We start from the raw sequence: 26224 nt of genomic DNA, 5'->3' as shown, positions 1-26224 counted from the left end.
CTTCTCAAATAAAAAAAAGGTCACCCTGCCTGTTAAGGAGGATGACCTTCCACTCTAGTGAAACATCGAGCTTGTATTAAATTTACATATAAATTTCAACAATCGTGCGCTCCGAAGCATTACGCGCTTGTTTGAACTCATCCAGCGAGATACGAGCCCCACCTTGACGGTAACGGTTCGCCGTTTGCTCGGTGCGGATGTCCTTGCCATTTACCGTTACACGGTTAACCGAACCTTCGTTCAGATGGTAGATAAAGGTTACTGGCTCTCCTGCATATTCGAATTCGAATTGCATGCCATTCAGCTCAGCCGGCAGTACCGGGTCAATAACCAGATCTCCGCCTTCCTGACGAATGCCAAGTGCGTTGGAGATCAGTTGGTTCATGTAGATTCCAGGGCCGCTGGAGTAGATTCTCCATCCACCTTTCACCTGTACTGTTCCTTTGCGTAGTTGATCAAAGTGCTCCTGCGCCTCGTAGCGCGTGTTGAACTTGCCGTCGGAACTGCTGAAATACGCGTTCGCCTGACGAATCTCTGCATTAGGTACAACTTCGCCGATGCCAACCGGGTTAATCATGGCAAGACCATTCCACACCTGATCCGTCTTACCGAGCTTCGCCATCGCTTCCACGTAACGGATATGGGCGTGTACATATTGCAGACCAATTTCCCTACCGAAGTTGGACGCTTGCTCTGCCCGTTTGAAGTGGCTGCTCACACCGCCTGCATATTGAGCCGGACGATTCATCAGACGCACGCCATCCGGACACAGGAACTGCTCACGAATCAATGCGTAATGCGACTCTGCCTGTTCTGCATTCAGCAATTCACCGATCATGCTGCGCGTCATCGGCAGAAGGCGATATTGAATGCCTGTCTCCGTATCTGTTGGGTGAAGCATCAGCTTGGCCTGATCCGCTTCTTCCATGTATACGAAACCTGGGATCACATCTGTACCCAGCATGTAACGATTAAAGTCTTCACGGATGCCTTGAGCCAGAACGTCCAGCTCCTGTGCAAATGCAGCGTCTTTATGTTGCAGCGCCTGTGCGAGCACATTCACGGACTGATAAGTCAAAGCAACGGTCCAGCTGCTCACCATATATTGTTTGAGCTGTGCATTGGCTGGCTGGAGCGTATCATCCCAGTCGCCATCTCCGTAGGAAGACAGGAACGTATCATGCAGGAAGTGTGAACGGATATATTCGATCTCTTTTTTCGCGTGATCCAATACAGTTGCCGTTTCTTCCGTGAATCCGAAGCTGTGCTTTACAGTATAAGGTACTTTCTCATCTAGAATCGCATAGTCACGAGTCGCTGTCAGGTAGTCCGCCAGCACTTTTAGCGGCCATACGATGATATCACCGTGGCTCTCTTCCTGCTGAATGGCAAAATACTTATCGAACATGAACCATTGCGGCCAGTTGCCATCATCTTCATATTGGTGGGTATATACCATTTTGATGATATCGCGAACCTGCTCATATTTTTGCGTTGCCATGAAGTATTCAACCGGACCTTGGCACACATCCCGTGTACCCCATGCCGCGCCGCCATACTGTTCCAATCCGTGAGGCACGGAGTAGTGAACCAGCATGTTGTGTGTGTACCACCAAGCCAGCGCATTTACTTTGAACAGATCCTCTGCACTTTGCCCTTCACCACGAGACAAACGGAAACCGTTCATTACGCCTGCGAAGAATTCGCGGTACGCCTGAACTTCCTCTTCAAAAGTAAGGCTGGAGCCTGCTGTTACAGAACCTTCTGCTTCTTTAGCTTGACCTTCCAATACGCCTTGTACCTTCAGCGTCCATTCTGCACTTTCTTCCAGACTAAGTGTAACCAGCGATGCAGATCCACTGCGGATGCCACTCGCCAGCAACGTTTCGTCTCCAACATTTACGGCTGCGCCATCCACCGACATGCGGTATTGCAGGTCAGGATACGTTCCGGCACTAATCGCTTGCGGATCAGCCTTGAAGATCAGCGTGTTGCCATCTTGCGTCATATGCAGCGGGTACTCGTATTCATTTACATTCATCGTAATTTGGTTGGTTACCAGGTAACGATATGCTTTGCCACTTGTCGAGCGTACGTTCATGCTCACTTCAGTGGTGTGTGCTCCGGTGTAGTTGGTCACGATAATGGTATCCGATTCGGTTTTGTAGATCCAACGTACATAGTTGAAGCCAATCTCGAACAGGGAAGGCATCGTCAGCAGACGATATTGTGCGTCCATTTCCACATAAATGCGTTGTCCAGCCGTCTTCGGCACGTTCAATGCGTTGCGGGCATTACTGATCATTTTATTAAAATTGGTGTTACCAATTACGAGTTGTGAGTTGAAAATACCGTACATATACGATGTCGTCGTAATAACCTGCGCACCAAGCTGCACATTGCCACCACTCATCAGGATATGGCCGTGCGGACGCTCTACGAGCAATTCTTTCGCTTTCAGGACAATATGTTCATAACTGCCTGTGAAGAAGGATAACAGCGAATCACCGCTACGTTCTTCCTGATGACGGTCAGGGAACAGATCATTAATTTCATCTTGCGTCAAATCAAGCGCAGCAAGCGGTTCACCCAAGAAGGATGACAGTTTCACCTGTTCCAACGTCTCGCCTTGCTGAGCAGTCAATGCTTGTACTTCGTTCCATGCTGCAGTCACTTCATCCCCGAATTCCAGAGCGGAAATTCCGGACGGATGATCTGCTTTGGCCAGTCCGTAGAAGACCACTTGGGCTTCCCCATCCAGGTTTACGCGCTCCGATTGCAATGCTGTGTAGGCAAATTCATACTGGTATGTCTCATTTGCCAGTGTATTATGGCTCAGGCTCTCAGGCTGGTTCGTTTCCTTGTAGGACAGACCGAAGAATTGGAATCCGTCTGTAGAGTAACCAACTGCCTTAGTCAAAGAACCTTGTTGCATGTAAGGGAAAGCACCACCCTGAGGCTGGTTTTGACGGGAACATACCACATATCCCTTCGCTTCATCCTCGAACACCGTATGGTCAATATACTGCGACAGATAGGCTTCATTGCTGCGTACTGCACCTGGATCAGCAAGACCTACATCTTGTCCATATACCACGTCAACGTGATGTTGCTGTCCTGTAAGCTTCACATCCCAGAACCAGACGCCTTGCGTTGTGGCTGTAAACACAACCTGATAGCCAATGCCTTGTTCTTTGCCTTCAAGCTGTACTGTACCTTCCCAGATCAGTTGATTTCCGGATTGCGCTTTGCTTGTGATCACTTTGCTGTTCGAACGCACACCCAGCAGTGGGAACGAGCTGATTTTCTCTCCCTCGTGTACACGCAGATACAGGTTATTCAAAGATCCATCAATCTGGTTGCTGAGCAATTGATTCAACATAGTCGTACCGGATTTAGCTTGGTACAGGTCCCCACTGTTCAAAAAGGTAAAGTCTAAATCCCCGGCAGTCAGCCGGATTGGTTCATTAATCATCGTTGTCATGCAATTCACTCCTTCAATTAGTATAAAATCGAAACGTTTCGATAAATCTGAAAAAGAATAGGGGTCCTCTGCGAAATGACCTTTGTCTGGCCAATTCGGACGGTGATCCCCATCATTCAACTCTCCATTCAAAGAGGGCTAATCCCTTTTACAACCATATGAGTTGGAAAAGAACAACTTCACAAATTTAGACAGATCGGATATGGTATGACTTCTGTAAGCAGAATCCAAACCATATCCCGTCTGACGAGTTACATCCTAGGCCGGCTGGTTTCCTGACTCTTCCTTTACCGATCGTACAGACTCGCGCTCCACCAGATCAATGGTTAACGTATACGATGGATTCACAGCTTCGCCGTTCAGCATCTGGAAGAGCAAATGCCCTGCCAATGACCCTGCTTCATGCTTGGGCTGCCGTACTGTCGTAAGCGGAGGATGAACATATTCGGACAGTTGAATATCATCAAATCCGATGACCGAAATGTCTTTTGGTACCGAAATACCGCTCTCTTCAAATGCCTTTAGTCCACCAATCGCCATTTCGTCATTCCCGTAAAATACGGCTGATGGAAGCTCGCCCTGCATAACCATCATCTTGGTTGCACTATATCCGCCTTCACGTACAAAGTTACCGCTTAGGCGCCATTTGGACTTCTCTTCCAGGCCTGCCTCCTGCATCGCTCGCAAATATCCTTGATAACGCAGCGCATTATCATAAGAATTGGATGGCCCGCTGATATAGGCGATGGTCTTATGCCCCTTCTGAATGAGGTGACGTGTAGCCAGGTATCCACCCTGCTCCCCATCTACCAGCACGTTGACCAGATGGCTGCTCGACAGCTGCCGATCCATCACAATGATAGGGAAACGTTCACCTGCAGATTCCACCAGAATATCATCATGGATGTTATGAGCCAGGATAATAGCGCCATCTACCCTTTTCTCTCGCAAGAAACGAACTGCTGTAGAGTCGCGTCCTCCCATAGAACTGCATGCAATCAGATCATATCCGTTAGCCAGTGCTACGTCCTGTACGCTGCGAATCAATTCGGAGTAATATGGACCCGACAGATCTGTAAGAATCAATGCAATCGTGTTCGTCCGGCTCCGTTTCAGGTCCATGGCAAAGCCGTTTTTGCGATAATTCAGTTCTCGTGCTGCCGCCAGCACTTTAGCCTTGGTCTTGGCACTTACCTTGCTGTCCCCATTCAGTGCATAGGAAGCGGTCGAGAGCGCCACGCCTGCCAGCTTTGCCACATCCTTAATCGTTGCCATTCCACGTTCGCTCCTTCTAACTTTCTTGTTACCTATCATTTTATACTGTAAATGGTTGCAACAACCACCCATTCCTATTCATTAATTCAATAGGAGTGACATCAATCCCTCATCTATCGAAACGTTTCGAAGTATTTTCAAAAAAAATCTCTCTTCACGTCTTTTAAGCATCAGTGCTGAATCATACACCCTTTAATTGTACATATAGCTTGGTCGATTGACAACATTTCAATATTAGACTAGAGGGAGAATTCATTATAAATCACAATGAACATGCCTGTAAACCATAGATTGAAACGTTTCGACATTTTCATTATAGTCGGTGTTGATAGCGATTTCAACCTCTTTATCCATTTTCCGCAGAAATATATGAAGGGAATGATTCCAAGGTCCCCATTCCACCTTTGTGGTATTATACTGCTTAATAGTCCAATCCTCTATAAGGAGTCCGTTATGTTATGAGCAATCTGGATCTAACCTTTCATAAATCATCCCTGAACAAGCTCGGCCGCTTGCATCAAATCACAACCGTGCCTCCGGCTATGTTCAGACTTTGTCATCTGGTGCAGCTCCATGATCGGGAAGCCTTCTCCCGTATCGATGAACTGTGGAGCAGCAAGCATGTTCTTTATGTCATCACCTCTGGTCAGTCAAGACTGATCAGTCCGAATGGTCAATTGATGGTAAATACCGGCTCCGCTGTTGTACGCCAAGCTGGAACCCTGCTTCAGCATGAAAATAGACGAGGCTCGCTATCTCCCGTCCAGGGCATAGCCGTTGCCTTTGATTACACCGATAACAGCCAACCAATCTGGCCGTTCGGACCTTCCGTTCCTATTACGAGCCGCGTCATTGCCGAACTGGTCTCCGACTTATTTCTGGCCTGTTCCAAAAGCGATGAGTCAGGACCATTCAAACCTCATATGCTGTTTTATCAACTGCTGGAAACGTTGCGAGATCATGCTGTGCGTTTGGCTCATGAGGATCATTCCTGGCTGGATCTCGTTATCACGCACATCCATAAGATGGTTACTCATTCCCTCACTCGGGAGCAATTAGCGAGAGAGGCTAATGTGAGTCCAGAGCATTTTTCAAGAGAATTCAAGAAGTACACCGGACTTACGTTTGTGGAGTATGTCACCCGACTAAGAATTCGAATTGCCCAGGAACACCTGCTATTTGACAATCCCACATTGCAGGAACTTGCGCAATTGACGGGATACAGGGACACTTTTTATCTAAGTCGAAAATTTAAACAAACGGTAGGTTGCGCACCGACCCTCTATCGAAAAATGCCAAAAAAAATCGTAAGTCTTACATACAACTACACGGCTTCCTTGCTGGCACTGGGCCATATCCCGCATCTGGGTGCCGTTGCAGGATGGATGAAAAGTAGACTTATTGAAAATGGACAAGACCAATTTGATCAGTGTTATGAGCATGATCTTATGAATCATCCGGATCTGATTTCAGAATCCCGCCCCGACCTCATCCTTGGATATGCACCTCATTCCGGCATGGATGAATTAAGGCAGATTGCCCCAACTATTTTAATGCCTTTTGAAGAACTTGACTGGCAGGAGCAATTCATTCATTTAGGACGCATCACAGGCCTGGAAGCCAAAGCTCGTGCGCTGTTAGACCACTATGATACGCTTCAGCAAGAGGCCAATCGTACACTTGATCAGATCATGGGTGAACGTGGTTCAGCAGTATGTATATTCATGATTGGTGAGAGTGGAGCGTACATCTATGGTCATGGATGGGGCAGAGCTTCTCATATTTTATATCAATCGTTGGGCTTCACGCCTCCTGCACGGATGAAAAAGGATGGCCAACTGCTCACAGGCTACATCCATGTTCCTCTAAATGAGATTCATTTGTACGCTGCAGATCATATTTTTATTGATTATGACAGGGAATCATCAGAGCAGCCTGTGGACAAGCTGTTCGCTCAGGACTCCTGGAACACCTTGAGTGCTGTAAGGGAAGGGCGACTGTACGAGATTGATGCGGATATGTTTTATGGATTCGACCCCATCTCGGTTATGGAGCAATTACAGCACATCATGCACAAGCTGACATCACATCTGTCCATGCAATAGTCATCATAGATGTCCATGTACAAATGTTACGTCATCCTCTATGTTAGTAATGAGAATAATAATCATTATTGATTACATACACAGGGGGAACAATCATATGTTTACTGCAAAAAAACGCTTTTCCGGCTTGCTGCTCATGCTCGCCGTCATCATGATCCTGGCTGCCTGTAACAGCGGTACGGGTTCCGGCACAACGGAACCCACAGCGGCGGGTTCAGAAGCGACAACAAGTTCGACCGAAACAAATACCGACTCTTCGGGTGCTACGCGGATCTACAAGTCATTAAGTGGAGATGTGGAAATTCCGGCTGAACCGAAACGGATTGTTACGGATATGTACGTTAGTGATCTGCTCGCACTCGGTATAAAGCCCGTTGGATCTATTCAATATTATCTGGAAAATCCATTCTACGCAGATCAGGTAGAGGGTATAGAAAATATTGGTGATCGGGGTGCTGTATCTCTGGAGAAGGTCATCGCGTTGGACCCGGATCTGATCATTACCTACTCTGATCAAGCCGAAGAGATCGAGAGTTATCAAAAAATCGCACCTACTGTTGTCATCCCCTACGGTACATTTACAAACGTACATGATGAGATCCGGGGATTCGGTGAACTCATGAACAAATCGGAAGAAGCCGAAACCTGGCTGAAAACGTACGACGAACGTATTGAAGCCGCTCGCTCCAAAGTAAAAGCAGTCATTAAACCCGAGGAAACCTTCTCCATCCTCGAAGTATCAGACAAGAGCTATTATGGTTATGGAGACAACTTTGGTCGCGGTGGACAGGCCGTTTATCGCGCTTTGGAACTTACACCACTCGAAATTACGAAGAAAGAACTGATGGGTGATACCCAGTGGAAAGAGATTTCGCGTGAAGTCGTTGGTGATTATGCAGGAGACCATATCTTCCTGACGGTAGGGGAGAACAATAAAAATTACCAAGGTGACGCCATCTGGAAATCACTCCCGGCTGTGAAAAACAATCAAGTGTATGAATTGCTGGAGGACCGTTACTGGTACTTCGACCCGATTGCGATTCAGGGTCAGGCTGAAGAATTTGCCGATATGATCGTAGAACGTGCACAGCAAAATCGTAAATAAGAGGATGGATTCAATGATCATTTCATAGGAAGAAACGTAATGTCCGGACAGGCCGATGAGCCTGCCTGGGCTTTTGCGTTAGAGAGGAGTGGCTACATATGCTTCGCCGTTTCATGGCTTATTATCGTCCTTATCGGGGACTCTTTATATTGGACTTCTCCTGTGCCATTCTGGCTGCACTGCTGGAGCTTGCGTTTCCCTTGGCTGTAAACAAAGTTGTCGATCAGCTGCTTCCCGCAGGCAACTGGTCCATGATTTTATCAGCCTGTGCCGGACTGCTGGGCATCTATCTGCTCAGTTCCTTTTTCCACTATGCAGTCACCTACTGGGGGCATAAGCTGGGTATTAACATCGAATCCGATATGCGGCGGGAACTGTTCCAGCGTGTGCAGAAGCAATCCTTCCGCTTTTTCGATAACAACAAGACGGGACACCTTGTATCACGCATGACCAATGATCTGATGGATATTGGTGAGATTGCGCATCATGGACCCGAGGATCTGTTCATTGCCCTGATGACGCTGGCCGGAGCCTTCGGCATTATGCTGGGCATCAACTGGCAACTGGCTGTGATGACGTTTATCATTGTGCCGCTGATGATCTACCTGTCACTGTACTTCAGTCGCAAAATGTCCAAGGCATTCAAACGTATGTTTGCAGATATCGCCGATTATAATGCACGGGTAGAGAACAATGTGAGCGGCATCCGTGTGGTACAGGCTTTTGCCAATGAAAAGCATGAAGTAGGCCGTTTCGTTGAGAACAACGAACGTTTCAGACTCACCAAACTGATCACCTACCGCATTATGGCCTGGAACTCTTCACTTAGCTTCATTCTGATGAAATTTGTATCCCTGTTTGTACTGGTATGTGGAACCTGGTTTGTCATTCAAGGAAGTATGACTTACGGGGAGTTCATCGCTTTTGTAATGCTGTCCAATGTATTCCTCGGACCGATCGAAAAGATTAACTCCGTCATTGAGACTTATCCCAAAGGCATCGCCGGTTTCAGACGTTATCTGGAGTTGCTTGAGGCTGTACCGGATGTAGAAGATACTCCTCAGGCGAAACCGATTACGAATGTCAAAGGCGATATTACCTTCCATAACGTTACCTTTTCTTATGGAGAACACAAACGTACGCTGTCTCAGGTCAATCTGGATGTTCAGGCAGGCCAGACGGTTGCTCTGGTTGGACCTTCGGGCGGAGGTAAAACGACGCTATGCAGTCTGATCCCACGTTTCTACGATGTGGATGCGGGACATATCTCCATCGATGGTATTCCAGTGAAGGACATGACCCTGGAATCACTGCGCTCCCATATCGGGATTGTGCAGCAGGATATTTTCCTGTTTGACGGAACGATTCGTGAAAATATTGCATACGGCAAGCTAAATGCTTCCGATGAAGAAATCTGGCAAGCCATTCGCCGGGCCCAATTGGAAGAGCTGGTACAATCCCAACCAGATGGACTGGACACCATGATCGGTGAACGTGGCGTGAAATTGTCGGGTGGACAGAAGCAGCGTCTATCCATCGCAAGAATGATCCTGAAAAACCCGCCTATTCTAATATTGGATGAAGCCACTTCCGCACTCGATACCGAGACGGAAGCCGCCATTCAGCTGGCCTTATCCGAGCTGGCGCAGGGACGTACAACATTAGTAATTGCCCATCGACTGGCGACCATTAGACACGCGGATCGCATCGTAGTCGTGGAGAATGGCAGCGTCACTGAACAAGGAAGTCATGAAGAGCTACTCGCGCGCAAAGGCTCGTACAGCCGACTGCATCAAGCCCAGTTTGGATAAACTAACATAGCAACCATCGAAAAAAGCAAATACGGAATGAAAACAACCTTCCCTCTGCAAACGAGGTGAAGGTTGTTTTATTCATTTCAGGTATCCTTTGGATTTCCAAAATCGTTTTGCAAATGATTCAGCAGCGTAAGGCAGCTCCCCATTCAGTAGATCCTCATTTGCTTGAATGAGCACTTGGCGTCCACGTTCGAGCAATTGAACGGCATGTAGTAATTGAGAGCCGCCAATATAATGAAGTTCAAGCAACAACGATTCTTCTTCTTCATCCTCGTTCTTCTGAGCCGAGTATTCGATCAACACACTTTCCGAGCCGTCCGCATGTTGGTGCAGGGTATAATAGTATTTCTCCACCTGCGTCTCCCCTTGAGCATCCACATACTCTCTTCCAATACGTAGCATGGCTGGCTGGGGAACACCATTAAACATCTGACCTGCTTGTCGAAATGCATAATATAACTCTCCAATCCACAGTCCGTGCCGATCATCATCATAATAATCGTCATATGGCTCCACGACAGGCAGTGCTAATAAATCATGGATCAGTTGTTGCGAAATTAAGGAACGGGCATACTGATAATTCGATACAGACTGCAACAAGGTGCTCCATCCTTGCTCGCTTAACTGCTGAATATCAGCAGGTGAGTTCTCCGAGAATACGCTCCATTCCGAATTCTCATTGTGCAGATAACGATATGCTCCTGAGATCATCCAGACAGGTTTACCCGATTGTACGATATGTTTATCAGGAGAGTTGGAACCTTGATCTGATGGCTCCATCTTAAGCAACAATGCACAATTGTGGTCATCCTGAAAATACAGACTGCGGAAATACCCCTCCGTATGCTCATCTCCATAGACCGATACTCGGCAAAATTGCTCATCCAACCAAAATTCATAGCTGTTCAGTAACTCATCGTCCTCTCTTACAGGTAACAAAGATGGGTGAGTAAGACGCTCTATGTTCTCAGCGGTAACCCGATGATCTTCGAACCAATCCGGCACATCTGGCTCTGATTCATCAGCATGAATGTAGTTTCGGTTGATTACAGGTTGTCCTTGCTGCAGCCTCCTTAACATTTCTTCTCGCCAAGGAAACGGCTCTGTATCTTCATCAATCACACATTCAGGAACCAATAACGCCAACATGTCAAAGCCCCGCCATGGTCCGAGATCCTCCCATTCTTCAAGCTGACGCTTCACATTACGCTGTCCTTGAACCTGAATCGTATATTGCTCGGTACTTATTAGCAATCCACCTTCTACATTCCCTCTCACTGTCAATTCTCCATGGTTATAATCCCCCCAGAACATATCCTCCACATAGAGATTACCTGTAATATATATTTCCTGCCCACCCACGATCATATAGGGCGTCACAAGATTCCCAAGTACAACCAGATTTGAACTGGCCGCGTCGGAACTTGTATTTCCAATATAACGATCCACTGTCAGATTTCCTTCAACCAAGATCAAGAAAGGTCCTTCATCCAACAACAGTTCACCGATATGAAGGTCACCAGAATGTAACCATACTTCCTCGGCTTCAAATTCACCGTTGTGCGCTTCATTATGAGTGTACATCCAACTTTCCTGAGGCAACTTCGTTTGTATATCTGCAAAAGAAACCTTGTGACCTATCTGATGTATGGACATGTCCTGACACTCCTCATCCAATAATATATGGATAGAATCTATCTAATCTACAGATAGGACGACTACCCATTTTTATTATACTAGAGGAAATATACACCATTCCATAACAAAAACCCTCACCCGAGTAGAATGAAGGTTGAGCTTGTGAACGACAACAGCCCCAAGCCCATTAAATACATATATGATCTAGTTCATTCTTATAACTTCCCACCCAGAATTGCGTTTGCCCGCTCACGGAAATGCTTCGCCGCCTGTTCAGGCGTAATTTTGCCAAACAACAGCAGATCATACAACTCCCGCAGCACCGCAGTGACCTCGGGTGCACCTACAGGATCAGGCGGGTCCATCTGGGTGCTGTGATCGGCAACCCAATCAATATAATCAAACACCTGCGCCAGCTCCGGTTCAACCACCAGCTTCATCCGCTCTTTGACACGGGACGAGACAGGCACCCCCCGCTCCCCTTTGAGCAACAGATTGGCATCCAAATCATTCACAAAAAAGTTGATGAACTTGGCAGCTTCTTCCTTATGTCTGGAATTGCCCGCGATGGAGAAAAACATGCCTGGCTTCAAAAACAACCCCTCCTGGCTGTTTGGCCCAGGCATCGGGGATATAGTTAGGGGTTTGCCATAACGCTGAGCGGTACTGATAAATTGGTTGGAATACCCCCAGCTAAACAAAGCCTCTCCCAGATAAAACGGGTCATTGTCGGGTTTGCCAATATCGGATGTCCAGATATCCGGTGCAAAAATAAGTTTCTTCTCCGCGAGCTGCTGCATCCTGCCAAAGTAATCAATAAACAATCCATCATCCTCATAACCCAATCTTCTGCCATCCTCGGCGTATAGCTTGGAACCATACTGTCTCAAGTAATACGCGAAAAACTGTTCCGGCGTGAAGTAGGTTCCCAGATAGATGCCTTTCCCCAGCAATTGCTCGCCCATGCGGTCAAAATCCGCCCATGTCCACATATCCGTTGGCAATTCAATATCATTGGCCTTCAACACTTCCGGATCATAGATGCTGAGCATGGCGTTAACCCCCAAACTGAGACCATAGGTTTTGCCATTCAGGCTTCCACTCTCCAGCTGTTGCTTCTCAATATCTGTCGTGTCAATCAGTCCGCTCTGCATGTACGGCGTCATATCCTCCAACAGTTGCAACGAACTGTACTGGGACAGATAGGAGATGTCCATCTGGATGATGTCGGGCAACGCATTGCCTGCTGCATGTGGGGCAAGTTTTCTCCAGTATTCGTTGAAACTGCTATATTCGTATTCAATGTTTACATGTGGGTTCAACTTCTCATACAGATCGATAACGGCAATCGTTGCATTGTTGCGAAACTCCCCACCCCACCAAGCGATGCGCAGCGTTATCGGTTCTTCGTCAACGATCATGCCTGGCCTTTTATCCAGTTGGCTCACACAGCCAGGAAGAGTCAGCAGAAGACAGATCATGCCTATGATTCGCAACAATCTTCTCATGGCCTATCCTCCTTACCTGGTGATGGGGGTGGCAGCAGCACCGTCACTCTCGTTCCAAGCCCCGGCCTGCTCTCCAGCAGAACATCATATTCTTCGCCAAAAGCCAGACGTACTCGCTCCCTGATATTCAGGAGGCCAATACCTGTTCCTCTCGTTTTCACTTTACCGCGCAGTACCTGTTCCACATATTCGGGTTCCATGCCGGGACCGTGATCCTCCACGATAAGGGCCAGCTTGCCACCTGATATCTCGGCATACACTCGAATTAGACATGAACCAACCTGTGGTTCCAATCCGTATTGAATGGCATTCTCCAGTAATGGCTGTAGGGTTAACTTGGGAATGGCACATTCCAGATAAGGAGCGGGCACATCCAAGCGGAAATCCAGCCGCTGCCGGAAACGGTAGGTCTGAATGGTGATGTAATGGCTGACGATCTCCAGCTCTTCGGCAAGGGTGATGATATTTTGCTTGAAGCTGATGGAGGAACGCAGCAAATACCCGAGTGACAGCACCATACTGGAGATTTGCTCCTGCCTGTTCTTTTTGGCAAGCCAATGGATTGAATCCAGCGCATTATACAAAAAGTGTGGATTGATCTGCGCCTGAAGCGCCTTAAACTCCGTTTCTTTAATGACCAGCTGACTTGCATAATTTTCTTTGATCAATGTATTAATATGTGTAATCATCAGTCGATACGTACGCTGTAGCAACCCCAATTCATCCATGTGCTGGTGGGTTGGAATGGACAGATTGGCGTCTATGTTCTCCAGATCCCCATACTGAACCTCCTTCATCTGACTGATAAGCTGCCTGATCGGCCTTGTCAGACTGCGTGCGAACACCATACCAAGCGCGAGAACAACCAGAATGGCGATAAGATAAACGACAATCAAACTATTTTTCAGCCATATGATACGTTCAAAAATCTCATCATAAGAGGCCATATTATAATAAACCCAGCCGGTGTAGGCGGATTTTTTCTGAGAAAGGAATATCTCCCTCCCATCCAGATTTTTAATCTCATATCCCCCACTGCCTGGAAGTGGATTGAGCCCCGCGGACACCGCTTCTGGAAGCTGACGATAAGGATAGACCACCTCACTGCCTGCTTTTAAAATAATGTCACTGTCCCGGCTATCCATGCCCGCATACTCCTCAACGAGTCGCTCAATATTAATACGCAGAAACAGTATGCCTACCGGTTCCAGGGTCATCGGTTCGTAGGCCCGCACCTGACGCACCATAACCAGCATCGGGTCATCGTCATCCGGGTATAGCCAGCGCACTGCACCATTGGCCTGCTCCGCAGCCGCAATCATCCGATCATATTTCTCAGGAGATACGGTTAGTGTTTCGCCATATTTATTCACTCTTCCCCTGGAATCAATCAGATGAACGGACTGCACATATCGTGCAGCCCCACTAATATGCTCCCATAGCCGATCTGTGATCTTCTTCCGTTCAATAAAGCTTGAATATGCGCTATCGTCATCCAGCAATGACTTCAAAGCCCTTTGAATCTGCGTATCAGAGATCATGTTTAATGATAACGCTTCCAACTTCTGAAGTTCAACATCCACTGTAGACGAGGAAAGGTTCAGAAGACGGGAAGACTTATCAAACAGCTGTTTGTCATACACCGAGTACGTATAATACAAGGAACCAAACGCAAGGATGATGATAAACGCCATCATGACCATGATCATCAGAAACATTTTCATTTTGATGCTGAGTTTGCGGTAGGCTTTCATGACCAAAGCGCTCCTTTGAACCACGTGATACTACTAGGTATATCACATGCAGGAAGGTTTTCCCAAAGTTTTAGCGCTCGATTTCTCACGGTTTATTTGGACTGATATCGGTCATAGGCCGCCTGATGAACCTCAATCGCACGCTCAATGTCCATGCTCTTGATCGTTTCGGCCATGGTGTCAAAATCGGAGATCGGCTTCTGTCCGCTAATGATGGCTGTCATCGTCTCATTTAAATACGTATTTACCTGGCTCATAATGGACGTACTTGTGCTTACCTCATCTGTTGACAAACGAATTGGCGGAAGCGTCAAGGCAGAGCTTGCTTTCATCCATTCCGCATTCGCTGCACGCTGTCCATCATCAAACAGTAATGCATCCAGATAACGGCTATCCTGATTGATTGGACCGTCCATAATGGATAAAGCATAGGAAGCCAGTGCCTGGTCATAGGTCAGACCGTTCGGATTATTAATGATGGTATCTGAGAATTTGACACCGTCCCCATCGCGAACATAGCTATCATTTTCGATACCGAAGTTGAACAGATCACTACCCTCTTCGCTATAGTTGTAGTCCATCCACTGCACAATATATTTCAGTTTGTCTTCGTCTGCGGAAGCCGTAATGGCCTCACCATAACTCAACACTTTGGTGTCCATATTAAATGTCGCATAGGAAGTCCCATCCGGAGACACAGGCCACGGCACGCCGGTCACATTAAAGCTCGGATCGGTATCTCTCATCAGATTGAAATATTTACCCATACCGCTGAACACACCGCCCTGATACGCTCCTGCGAGATTGCTGGTGATCTTATAGTCGAACGCCTTGCCATCATTGGTCATAATCTCGGGATCAATTAGCCCTTCCTTATACCACTTGGCCATCGTCTCCAAAAAGTCACGGTAGCCCGGCTGGATGGGTCCAAACTCCACCTGGTCTCCATTCAGCTGGAAGCCCCCAATCACGCCAAAGGCTGCAGCAAAATCATGGAGCTTGGTCAGGTTGCCCGGCCCCCAGTTTCCGGTGAACGGCAGCTCATCTGGCTTGCCATTACCGTTAGGGTCCTGTTCCTTGAATGCCTTGAGGACCGTATACCACTCATTGATGTTGGTAGGTACCTTAAGGTTGAGTTTATCGAGCCAATCCTGGCGGATAATCAAACCGGATGTGGCATTCAGCTTCAAAGCATCCAACTTCAGGAGCGGGAACATATAAATCGTTCCATCGTCGAGAGCAATCTGCTTCTTCACATCCGGATCGGATTCTATGATCCGCTTCAAATTCGGTGCATAACTGTCAATCAATTCATTCAATCGGATGATCCGGCCGTCCTTGATCATTTTTTCCGGTCCGCCAACGGCATCTGCCCAGTTATAATAAATCACATCCGGCAACTCCTTCGTGGAGATCAACAGATTAAACTGGTCACGCTGTTGTCCAAGCGGAGGATGTGTGAACTTTACTTGGATGCCCGTCCGCTTCTCCTTCTCCTTGTAAGCCGCCATATCGCCAAAATTATTCAAGGAAGCCGTCAGTTTGGCATCACTCGCGCGCCAGTAGTCAATGGTAAATGGCTCGCTTGTAATCGGTAGCGGAATCTCGGTTAATGCCTGAACCGCAGGTTCTGTTCCTTCTACTGGCTCTGTGTTACCTGGCTCCTTATCCCTCGTACAGCCGGCTAGTAAAGACATCGTAAGTAGGGATGACAACAGGATGGACCCCATTCTCTTTTTCACGTAATTCGCCTCCATAGGATACATTTTTTATTGTTTCACAGCACCGATTAGAGCGCCCTGAACAAAATAACGTTGGATGAACGGATATACCAGCATAATCGGCAGCGTGGAGATAATGATGGTCGCATATTTGATGTTCTCTCCAATGGCAAAGCCGGTATCGGCTCCAGCGCCCATGGCCTCCGTACTGCTGCTGATCAGAATATCGCGCATAATAATCTGGATCGGATATAGCTCCTGACTGCGCAGGTAGAGCATCGGTCCGACATAATCATTCCAATGGTCCACCGCATAATACAGCATCATGACCGCCAGGATTGGCTTTGACAAAGGCAGTACGATTCGGAACAAAATCAGAAAGTCATTGGCGCCATCAAGCTTCGCCGATTCGATCAGACTGATCGGAATGCCCTCAAAGTTTGTTTTCATAATGAGGAAATAGAACGTACTGATGGCACCCGGAATAATAAGCGCGAAACGGGTATCCACCATCCCCAGATTCTGAATTAACAGAAAAGTCGGGATCATTCCCCCGCCGAAAAACATCGTGAACGTAATTAATTTCATCAGCGTTTTTCTGCCCATCAGATCACTGCGTGATAAGCCATAGGCTGCCAGCGAAGTCATGAGCAGATTGATGGCCGTGCCGACCACAACATAGAACAAGGTGTTCATATATCCGGTATAGATGCGAGTATCCTGAAATACCGACTTGTACGCTCCCAGCTGGAAGCCTTCAGGAATGAGCATCAGTGACCGGGAACGCAGCATCTGATCCGGATCACTAATCGAAGAATTGAACACGTACAGCATCGGGTAAAAGCATAAAATCATGATCACCACGAGCAGCAATGTATTGAATGCATCAAAAAGTCGTTCCCCTATAGACTGTTTCATCGCTTCACCTTCCAATTACCAGAGACTGGTTGAGTTAAGCTTTCTGCTAATCGCATTGGCCATAATAAGCAGTGCGAAATTAATGACGCCATTGAAAAGTCCGATGGCCGTGGAATACGTATAATTGCCCTCCAAAATACCGGATCGATAAACAAAGGTGGAGATGACATCCGATGTCTCATAGGTCGGTGCCGTTTGCATCAGCAATATTTTCTGAAAATCAGCGTTCATCACCGCCCCCATGCGCAAAATCAACATGATCACAATCGTTGGCATGATTCCCGGCAGTGTAATATGAAGCAGCTGTCTCCAGCGGCCTGCGCCATCAATTTTGGAAGCCTCATACAGCTGTGGATCAATCCCGCTGAGCGCTGCCAAAAAGATAATCGATGCCCAGCCCGCCCCCTGCCAGATGTTGGACAGGATGTACATCGGACGGAACATATCCTTCTCCGCCAGAAACATGATGGGTTGCAGGTCGAAAAAGTCACGAATGACGTTAAATAGTCCGCCATCCAATGCGGAGAACGTTTTCAACATTCCGACCACGACGACAACCGAGATGAAATGTGGCATGTAACTAATCGTCTGCACCGTGCTTCTGAACCACTTTTTCCGTACTTCGTTCAGTAACAGGGCCAGGATGATTGGAGCGGGGAAACCAAACACAATGCTGTAAAAACTCAAAATCAGCGTGTTCTTGATCAGTCGCCAGAAATAATAACTTTCAAAAAACATGGTGAAATTATCAAAACCAACCCATTCGCCTGCCAGGATTCCTTTGACCGGGCTGTAGGATTCCTGAAATGCCATCAGCAGCCCGTACATCGGCCCATAGCTAAAAATCAGATAGTAGGCTACAACCGGAACGAGCATCAGATACACGTATCTGTTGCGGACAAGCTCCTTTTTCATCGAACTCCATTTGCCAGCTGGCTTCAAACGCCCAGGTTCGATCCCCCGGCTTCGATTCAGCTCCATCCACTCAACCTCCACTCTCGATGTTCATTCACTAACATGACACCTCTAATAATAGAAGCGAGCGCCTTTTCTTCCCATGCTCATTTCCGTTAAATGGATGTTCAAAACCGAGTTCCGTCCGACAAAAAAAGACCCTGCTGCCGATGAAGGCAAACAGGGCGAGGTATGTAGATAAGGTACAAGTGAAATATGCCAGTGAGATATGTTCATGCGACAGTAACGCTGTTCTAGGGCACTTTCTTGTACTCGGAAGGGGAGAAACCCGTGTATTTTTTGAACATTTTGCTAAAATACGGCCAATTGGAGCCAAAGCCCGTCTGTTCGGCAAGCCAGGATACGGTACAGTTTCCGTCCTGCTCCAGCAGCTCCAATGCTCTTTGGATGCGGTAACTTAACACATAATTGGTGAATTTCTCACCTGTTTCTTTTTTGAACATTTTACCAATGTAGTCCGGATTCATATATATTTCTCCGGCGATGGACTGGAGCGTCAGTGTTTCGTCCCTGTAGCGCTTCTCTACGATCTGCTTCACACTGCCCACCATCTGTGATTGTCTGGAGCGGTGTTGTTCGTAGCGGCGAAGCGTAATTTCCTTGGCAACGGCAAGCAGAAACTGTTGAAAGGAATGCAACGTGCTGGATTCAATCATACCTGGCAATTGGTCCATATACCTTTTCATCTCGGTAGAGCCGCTGAGCCGAATCATTTCCATAAATATTTGAATAAGATAGGACTTCGTTTGAGATATATCGTATCGCAAGTCAGCGAGCAGCTGAAACACTCTGTTCAGCTCTGTTCCGGCTTCTTGCCAGTGTCCAGCCTTGATCGCCGTAGCCATCCGCTCTGGATCATATTCGAATTCAGGAAGAGTCCGCTCGCCTGGCGAGTAGACATCCCGCTTCATAATAAGACTGCCTTCACCGAGGTAAAAGCGGTAATTGAGATAGACTAGCGTCTGCATGTACAATTGCCGTGCCTGTGGAAGATCTCCTGGTTCGCTAAGAGCAATTGTGAGATCATCATGATAGTATCGGGTAAATGTGGCGCGGATCTCATCAATATTATGGAACAACTGCGTTTCAGACAACTTGTCCTCCATCATCAGTAGCACATGACCTCCAACCGTGGTACTTAAGATCGGATTATGAAAAATATCCTCGGCGATGTTCTTGACCGCGAACAAGTGCAAATACTCATGATCTCCCTCAATCTCTACCAACAGCAACCGCACACGCTGATCCTGAATTTTTACATCGAACAGCTCTCCGAAATACTTCCATTCCTTGACCCCATAAGTTCTGTTACTGACCAGCTCCTTTAGAAAATATTCCTTGGCATGCGGTAGTACACGCTCCAAATTATATTGGATCGATTGTACAAAACGCTCCTGATCCGTCCACTCCCGCTTCTCACTAACCAGTTCACCAATGGCCTGTACGAGATGCTCCTCACTGCAGGGCTTGAGCAGATAATGCTTCACGCCATACTGCATCGCTGTCTTCGCATATTCGAATTCCGTGAACCCTGTGAGCAGGATAAACGAGACATCTGGATACTTCTCCGCCACAGCTTCAATCAGCTGTAACCCATCCATTCCCGGCATGCGAATGTCCGAAATGATAATATCTGGACGCTGCTGTTCTATAAAAGATAACGCTTCCAATCCTTCCTGCGCAATGCCGATCAGCTCTGTCCCCAATTGGGACCAGTTCACGACACTGGAGATCCCATCTGAGATGATAAATTCATCATCGACAAGCAATATTTTGTACATCGTCCCCCTCCTCCTGCCTTTAACCAGATCCATTCTATTATATGAGCATTATGCACAAATGGAGGGCAGCCAGCCGAATGGCAAGGTTTTGAAGCTAAACAGGTCTGATCGTTAACGCTAACTATACAAGCGTCAACACTTGCAGGAACAATTTATTTTTTTACCGCGTGAATAAAATGTATCGTTTCAAATGCCATCAGATGATCGGTTCGATTCTGGAAAAACTGTTCATGGATCGCTTCTGGAGTCAAATGCTCATATATAAGCAGTCCTGCTTCATCAAGCAAGGCCTCCATCTCCACATAGGCGTACCCAGATTTCATCGGCTCACCGCCAGCGGCAGCCATCTGGACCATATGGTCCACACGATTATATATGCCCTTCGTTTCAAAAAGATGCTCGTCAGCGTAGTCAAAAACAATTGAACTCCCGGACGGTAGATTCGTAAACAACACTCGCAACAGCTCGGACAGGTCTTCTTTGGTCCAGTAAAAAGAGACGCCAAGTAGACTCAAAAAGGACTTCTCCCCACTTAACTCTTCGTCCAACGTTGGAAGAGAATCCTTATTGGTTAAATCCATGGCCACAAAGCGCAGATTCAATGGAACAGGCTGTTTTAAGGACGCCAGCCGACTGAGCTTGAATTGCTGTGTGGGCGGGGCGTCCACCTCAATAATCCTCAGGCTATTCTTTAATTCCATATGCCGCAGCGCAAACGTATCGAGACCGGCTCCAAGAATCACATATTGTGTGCTTCCCAATGCCAGTTCATGAAGCAACACCCTTTCACAATATGCAGCACGGGCCAAGGGGGTTGGAGCAAGCTGGGTCTGTACAATCCACCTCAATATTTTGTCCGGGTCGTCCTTGATCAGATGAGCCATGTCCGGGTTGAAAAAATGGATGCCTTGAATCATGTTCTCGCGGATATCCGCAAACTCTTGAGGAGTGATAAGCGCTTTGGCTAAATAATCATTAAAAATAAGCGGTGTATCGTATTGGCAGTGATAGGCTCGACCAAAAGCCGATATCAAGGATGTAATGCTGGACTGATTTTGCTTCATATTTCATCCTCCCGTACAAACAAAAATAAGATTCCCCCTGGCCAGGAGAACCTTAGTATATACGGAATATTTTTATATGTAAATTATAGCACAAAAAGATTATTTTGTCAATCTTAATTTACGGGATGATCCGACAGATTTAAGTGGCTTTCTTTGCCCCTCCACTCCAATCTGCCCTCTCACTCCTTCATACCACTCAACCCGAAAAGGCTAAGCGTCCAATCCGTACTCCTTCACTTCACGGTTGCGGTTCAGCACCGCATGCAGTACAAAGCCAAGCACCGCAATACCCGCCGTGCCAGTCGCCAGCCACGCTACAGGGATCAATCCCTGTTTGTCATACATGACCCCCATTACATACGGCCCGATAACCCGTCCAACCGCACCGATACCACCGGAGATCCCGATGTAGAAAGGTGCCGCTCTTCCGGCATGCTCTGAGATGAATGCAGGCGTAGCAGGTGAGATCAGCATTTCCCCAAAGGTAGCCAGTACCATTGCAAGCACCATGCCCGGATAGCTATACATGGTGATCATGACGATGTATGCCATGCCGTAGAACACGGCACTTGCAGTCATCTGAGCAGTCGATGTACGGGCCATCGTGCGCTTAACCCAGCTGGTAAAGGGTTGTCCTACAAAGATCAGCACCCCATTCAGGGTCCAGAGCAGACCGTACATTCTTTTCTCCATACCCTCGGAAATAATATACGGAGACACACCCGTATTCCAGATGGAATTACCGAACAGCAGGAACAGCACGCCCAGGCTCATGAACAGATATAATCTGGTGTTGCCCAGCAGCGCCCAGACCCCCGGCCCACCTTGAACCGTTTTGCGTTTGGTCAGATGTACTTCGCCCTGATCCGGTTCTGCCCGCGACAGATAATACCAGAAGAAAATCGCAAACCCGGCGGAGGTCACCCCGTTCAGTACAAAGCTGAGGTGATAGGAAAAGTCAGCGAGAAAACCACTCAGTGCTGTACCAATTGCCACACCGATATTGTTGGCGACATAGATCACATTGAACAATTCCCCGCGTCGCTCTGCAAACCGGAAGCCGATAAAGGCTTGAATCGCTGGTAACGACAATGAACTGAATAGACCGATCCAGCCCATGGCACATATAAATACAACCCAATACGCGCTAATCCACGGCAGAGCAAACAGCCCTAGAGCGTTCAACGCCAGTGATCCGATGATCAGCTTCTTGACCCCCACCCGGTGGTACAATGCACCGCCGAGCAATTGCCCGAAGATGCCGCCCAGGGACTGGATCAGAATAACAAACCCCGCGTTCGCCATCGTGCGTCCAAGCTCGTCAAATACATACATCGTGGTCAGCGGCCACATCAAGGCACTGCCTGTCGCATTGACCAAACTTGCCAGCAAAAATATTTTTACTTCTTTTGGATACGTATCCAGCCATCTCATCATTGTGTTTATTCTCCTTAGTACCTTCAAAAAGCATATTGCCATAAAAAATAGACCCTTGCCCTGACAGCATGATTAGCCAGAGCGAAGGCCATTTGAACTTAGAAATTTAGAATGTAGTACTTTGAATTCCGAATTTTGCTCTTTATCATTCTGCTTACGATCTATCCTTTGTTCATCTTACCTGAAAAGATCCGATCTGCAAGCACATTCATTGACGCTTCACTTCGACAGTGGCCGAGAAGAATGTGGCCCCGTTCCCCATGTCAGACAGACGATTGGACGTGAGCGAATTCGCCCGCTGTTTTTTGCCATTGCCATCCCACCATAAGCCTTGACTGATCACCGTTCCTGGCAGCATGGATTCACTCACCTTGGCGGTTAATTCGATCCGGCCACGGTCGTTCCATACGACCACCGCATCCCCGTCTTCCACCTGTCTGCGGGCTGCGTCCTCCGGATGCATTTGCAATAATGGCAACTTCTCCAGACGTTGATGTTTGGGCGAATTGGCAAAGGTGGAATTCAGGAAATTATGATTTGGCGGCGACAGAAACATCAGCGGATAAACATCTCCAGGTCCAGCTGGGTTTTCCCCGTCATACCCCTCCACGAGAGCACTATACGTAGGCAAAGGAGGCAATCCCTTCTGTGCCATCGTTTCCGAATACAGCTCGATTTTCCCCGAAGGCGTGGGCAACTGATCCAAATAGGAGTCATGTGCAGACATATCCAGCTTGACAAAATGGTGCTGCTTCAGCCCCTCCAAGGTTACTCCGTTCATGTAGGGATTACCCGTACCCTGAAGTGCTTCCTCAATCATCTGTTCCGGTGTCTCACCGAAAATCTCTGGGTCATACCCCATCGCCTGTCCAAGCAAAGAGAACAATTCAACATTGCTCTTGCTCTCACCCAAAGGCGCAATGACGGGCTCTTGCAAATGAACATACTGATGCCAGTAGGACGTATACAGATCCGTCGTTTCAAATGAAGACGTCGCAGGCAGCACAATATCCGCGTATTTCGCCGTATCCGTCATGAACAGGTCATGGACAACCGTGAACAGATCCTCCCGTGCAAAACCTCGCTCCACCCGCTCGGTATCCGGTGCCACCACCAGTGGATTGCTGCAGTAGACCATCAACGCCCGGATCGGCTGCTCCGCCTCCAGCAGCGCTTCGCCAATCCGGTTCATGTTCACTACGCGCGGCTCCGGGTTCTGCCGCAGCTCCGGACGCTCCAGCGCATCGCTATTGGTGCTCGCGTAGCTGTTGGTACGAATGGCGCCACCGCCGCGCTTCATCCACTGCCCTGTAATGGCAGGCAGACAGGCTACGCTGCGGACGTTCATGCCACCGTTGTCGTGATGCTGGAGGCCATTGCCGATATGAATATGGGCTGCCTGTGCGTTGCCATACAGCTCAGCCAGCTTCACGATGTCTGCTTCCGGCACGCCTGTAATACGTGCAACGCGCTCCGGGGTGTAGCTGCGGACATGATCACGCAGTGCCTCATGGCCGACCGTATACTTTTGCATAAAAGCCTCATCCGTCAGTCCCTGCTCGAACAGTACATGCATTAATCCGAGTGCCAATGCACTGTCTGTACCGGGGTAGAGTGGAATGAACCAGTCTCCCCATTGGGCGGTCCGATTGCGATGGACGTCGATGACGACGATTTGGGCTCCCTTTTTGCGGGCTTTCTCGGCCAGAACAACCTGATGCATATTGGTGCTGACGATGTTGCCTCCCCATACCAGAATGACATCCGCATGCTCTGTATCCTCGGGCAAGGTTCCCCGGTTCGCACCCATCGTATATTTCCACCCGGTATTTCCCGCTGCATTACAGATGGTCTGTTCTAGCATGCTCGCACCTAGCGCATTGAAAAATCGACGATCCATGCCGTCCACACCAAGAATGCCCATGTTTCCATAGAAGCTGTAGGGCAGGATGCTTTCTGGTCCGTAGGTATCTGCCAGTGAACTGAATTTCGCCGTAATCTCGCCGATGGCTTCGTCCCAACTGATTCGCTCGAACTGGCCTTCGCCCTTGGCTCCGATGCGTCGCATCGGATATTGCAGCCGCTCGGGATGATACACCCGCTCCGTCATATTTCGAACTTTGTTACAGATGGCGCCTTTTGTAATCGGATGGTCCGGATTGCCCGCTACCTTCACGATCTTACCGTTCTCCTTATGAAGCAGCAGGCCGCAAGTATCCGGACAATCGAGCGGGCAAACCGCCGGGAATACGCCATTCTCCTGATCGATCATATACAAGTTCCTCCCCCTTCAAAGCTATCCTTATATCATATCCTCTTCCTGGTAATCGCGTAAAGAGAACAGTCTTTTTTACCGCCACAACCGCTCCACATTTTTTTCAAAAAATCTTTTTTCCCCTTGATTCAATCTCGAAATCTAGGGGTAAATTAAAAATAAGGCATTAGGCTAGTGTTTCCCCACTTCCTCCTCATGCCATATCATGGACCACTCCCGAAATTCGCCATGAACAGGTTTCGTTCCCCCGAACCTTGTCATGGCGAATTTATTTTGCGTGGATAATTGTACATTAAAAAAAAGCGATTCCTCTCCCGCCCATCACAGCAGACAGCCATGACTTGAACGAGATCAGAATCGCCTCTCCTGTTAAATTTTGCACTCGCCTTTCCACTCGTTTTTGCACTTGTTGTACCACGGTTACAACGCTACTCGATAACTCGGAAAATGCCGCTACGCCTGCTTGCTCCACATCGGTCTGGCTTCCGTCTCCACAGGCTGGGCCGCCGCCATGGCCACCTCAGGCTTCACTTCCGGCTCATGCTTGCGCAGGTACACCATCCAGTAAGCAGCCGCCACAAACAGCGCCCCGCCCGTCAGGTTGCCAAGCCATACCGGAATGAAATTCATGATGTATTGCCCCCACGAATAATGCCCTTCGAAGATCGCCGCAGGAATCAGGAACATGTTGGCGACAACGTGCTGGAATCCAATAGCCACAAAGGCCATCGTTGGGAACCAAATGCCCAATACTTTTCCGCTCATCGTATCCGATGCATAAGACAGCCAAACCGCGAGAGCTACCAGCCAGTTACACCCGATCCCGGATATAAAAGCCTGAAGGAAGCTGTCGTCCAGCTTGTGTCCAGCCATATCAACCACTTTGGTCAAATAAGCCCCCTCTGCCGTCAGACCGAGCACATGCCCAAACGCATAGGCTACAAAGATCGCCCCAAGGAAATTACCTATTGTGACTAAGGTGAGATTCTTCAGCATGTTGCCTGCGGACAGTTTGCGTGCAATCGTCGCGAGTGGAACAGCCATCATATTACCTGTCAGCAGTTCCCCGCCGCCAATCAGCACCAATATTAAACCTACCGGGAACACTGCTGCACCAATCAGGTTAACCAAGCTGCCCCACTCGGCCGGAGCAGAGGCAATGACCCGAACATCCAGCAGAAATCCGAGCGCAATAAAAGCGCCTGCCAGAAAACTGAGTATCAGTACGGAGGACACCGGATTCCGGGCTTTCTTCATCCCCGTATGCGCCGTATATTGTGCAACCTCAAGAGGTGTTTTTGCTGCCATAACGATCCTCTCCTTCACAGTTCATGAACATCTAATTCAACTTGTTTGGTTGATATGTT

Annotated in this window: 17 protein-coding genes; 3 read left to right on the top strand and 14 right to left on the bottom strand. The window is 48.1% G+C overall.

Annotated elements, in window-relative coordinates; all coding sequences use genetic code 11:
- Positions 1-82: 82 nt before the first annotated feature.
- Entirely contained in the window at positions 83-3484 is a 3402-nt protein-coding gene (locus tag BMY78_RS21640; protein WP_090903452.1) for a GH36-type glycosyl hydrolase domain-containing protein, read from the bottom strand.
- Positions 3485-3742: 258 nt separating this feature from the next.
- The gene (locus tag BMY78_RS21635; RefSeq protein ID WP_090903451.1) at positions 3743-4759 is read right to left on the bottom strand and encodes a LacI family DNA-binding transcriptional regulator; all 1017 of its coding nucleotides are present in this window, start codon (positions 4757-4759) and stop codon (positions 3743-3745) included.
- Between the two features lie 458 nt (positions 4760-5217).
- On the opposite strand from BMY78_RS21635, the gene BMY78_RS21625 reads away from it, so the two are divergent.
- From BMY78_RS21625 to BMY78_RS21615, 3 genes are all read left to right on the top strand, one after another.
- Positions 5218-6864 carry an ABC transporter substrate-binding protein gene (locus BMY78_RS21625; RefSeq protein WP_090903449.1) on the top strand — a complete coding sequence of 549 codons (1647 nt, stop codon included), beginning with the start codon at positions 5218-5220 and terminating at the stop codon, positions 6862-6864.
- A 97-nt stretch (positions 6865-6961) separates the two neighbouring features.
- On the top strand, positions 6962-7969 hold the full coding sequence (locus tag BMY78_RS21620; RefSeq protein ID WP_090903448.1) for an ABC transporter substrate-binding protein: 1008 nt from the start codon (positions 6962-6964) through the stop codon (positions 7967-7969).
- A gap of 98 nt (positions 7970-8067) precedes the next feature.
- Positions 8068-9780, top strand: coding sequence for an ABC transporter ATP-binding protein (locus tag BMY78_RS21615; RefSeq protein ID WP_090903447.1), 1713 nt, complete (start codon positions 8068-8070; stop codon positions 9778-9780).
- An 81-nt stretch (positions 9781-9861) separates the two neighbouring features.
- On the opposite strand, the gene BMY78_RS21610 is transcribed toward BMY78_RS21615, so the two are convergent.
- From BMY78_RS21610 to BMY78_RS21560, 12 genes are all read right to left on the bottom strand, one after another.
- Complete coding sequence (locus BMY78_RS21610; RefSeq protein ID WP_090903446.1) at positions 9862-11442, bottom strand: hypothetical protein; 1581 nt, start codon at positions 11440-11442, stop codon at positions 9862-9864.
- A gap of 197 nt (positions 11443-11639) precedes the next feature.
- The gene (locus BMY78_RS21605; protein ID WP_090903445.1) at positions 11640-12932 is read right to left on the bottom strand and encodes an ABC transporter substrate-binding protein; all 1293 of its coding nucleotides are present in this window, start codon (positions 12930-12932) and stop codon (positions 11640-11642) included.
- Entirely contained in the window at positions 12929-14686 is a 1758-nt protein-coding gene (locus tag BMY78_RS21600; protein ID WP_090903444.1) for a sensor histidine kinase, read from the bottom strand. The genes BMY78_RS21605 and BMY78_RS21600 overlap by 4 nt, the downstream gene beginning before the upstream one ends.
- A 92-nt stretch (positions 14687-14778) precedes the next feature.
- Positions 14779-16428, bottom strand: coding sequence for a type 2 periplasmic-binding domain-containing protein (locus BMY78_RS21595; RefSeq protein ID WP_090903443.1), 1650 nt, complete (start codon positions 16426-16428; stop codon positions 14779-14781).
- 27 nt (positions 16429-16455) lie between these two features.
- On the bottom strand, positions 16456-17325 hold the full coding sequence (locus BMY78_RS21590) for a carbohydrate ABC transporter permease (protein WP_090903442.1): 870 nt from the start codon (positions 17323-17325) through the stop codon (positions 16456-16458).
- Positions 17326-17340: 15 nt separating this feature from the next.
- Positions 17341-18240 carry an ABC transporter permease gene (locus BMY78_RS21585; protein ID WP_371129185.1) on the bottom strand — a complete coding sequence of 300 codons (900 nt, stop codon included), beginning with the start codon at positions 18238-18240 and terminating at the stop codon, positions 17341-17343.
- Between the two features lie 293 nt (positions 18241-18533).
- Complete coding sequence (locus tag BMY78_RS21580) at positions 18534-20081, bottom strand: response regulator (RefSeq protein ID WP_090903440.1); 1548 nt, start codon at positions 20079-20081, stop codon at positions 18534-18536.
- Positions 20082-20233: 152 nt separating this feature from the next.
- Positions 20234-21145 carry a class I SAM-dependent methyltransferase gene (locus BMY78_RS21575; protein ID WP_090903439.1) on the bottom strand — a complete coding sequence of 304 codons (912 nt, stop codon included), beginning with the start codon at positions 21143-21145 and terminating at the stop codon, positions 20234-20236.
- 210 nt (positions 21146-21355) lie between these two features.
- The gene (locus BMY78_RS21570) at positions 21356-22579 is read right to left on the bottom strand and encodes an MFS transporter (RefSeq protein WP_090903641.1); all 1224 of its coding nucleotides are present in this window, start codon (positions 22577-22579) and stop codon (positions 21356-21358) included.
- A gap of 211 nt (positions 22580-22790) precedes the next feature.
- The gene (locus BMY78_RS21565) at positions 22791-24854 is read right to left on the bottom strand and encodes a molybdopterin-containing oxidoreductase family protein (protein ID WP_090903438.1); all 2064 of its coding nucleotides are present in this window, start codon (positions 24852-24854) and stop codon (positions 22791-22793) included.
- A 295-nt stretch (positions 24855-25149) separates the two neighbouring features.
- Positions 25150-25329: a hypothetical protein gene (locus tag BMY78_RS32630; protein WP_143067067.1), complete on the bottom strand. Its 180-nt coding sequence runs from the start codon at positions 25327-25329 to the stop codon at positions 25150-25152.
- Positions 25311-26165, bottom strand: coding sequence for a formate/nitrite transporter family protein (locus BMY78_RS21560; RefSeq protein ID WP_090903437.1), 855 nt, complete (start codon positions 26163-26165; stop codon positions 25311-25313). Before BMY78_RS21560 ends, BMY78_RS32630 begins: the two co-directional genes overlap by 19 nt.
- Between the last annotated feature and the right edge of the window lie 59 nt (positions 26166-26224).

This window comes from Paenibacillus sp. OK076, from assembly GCF_900110055.1.
Classification (GTDB): Bacteria; Bacillota; Bacilli; order Paenibacillales; family Paenibacillaceae; genus Paenibacillus.
This window is presented reverse-complemented; position numbering and strand designations above follow the sequence as displayed.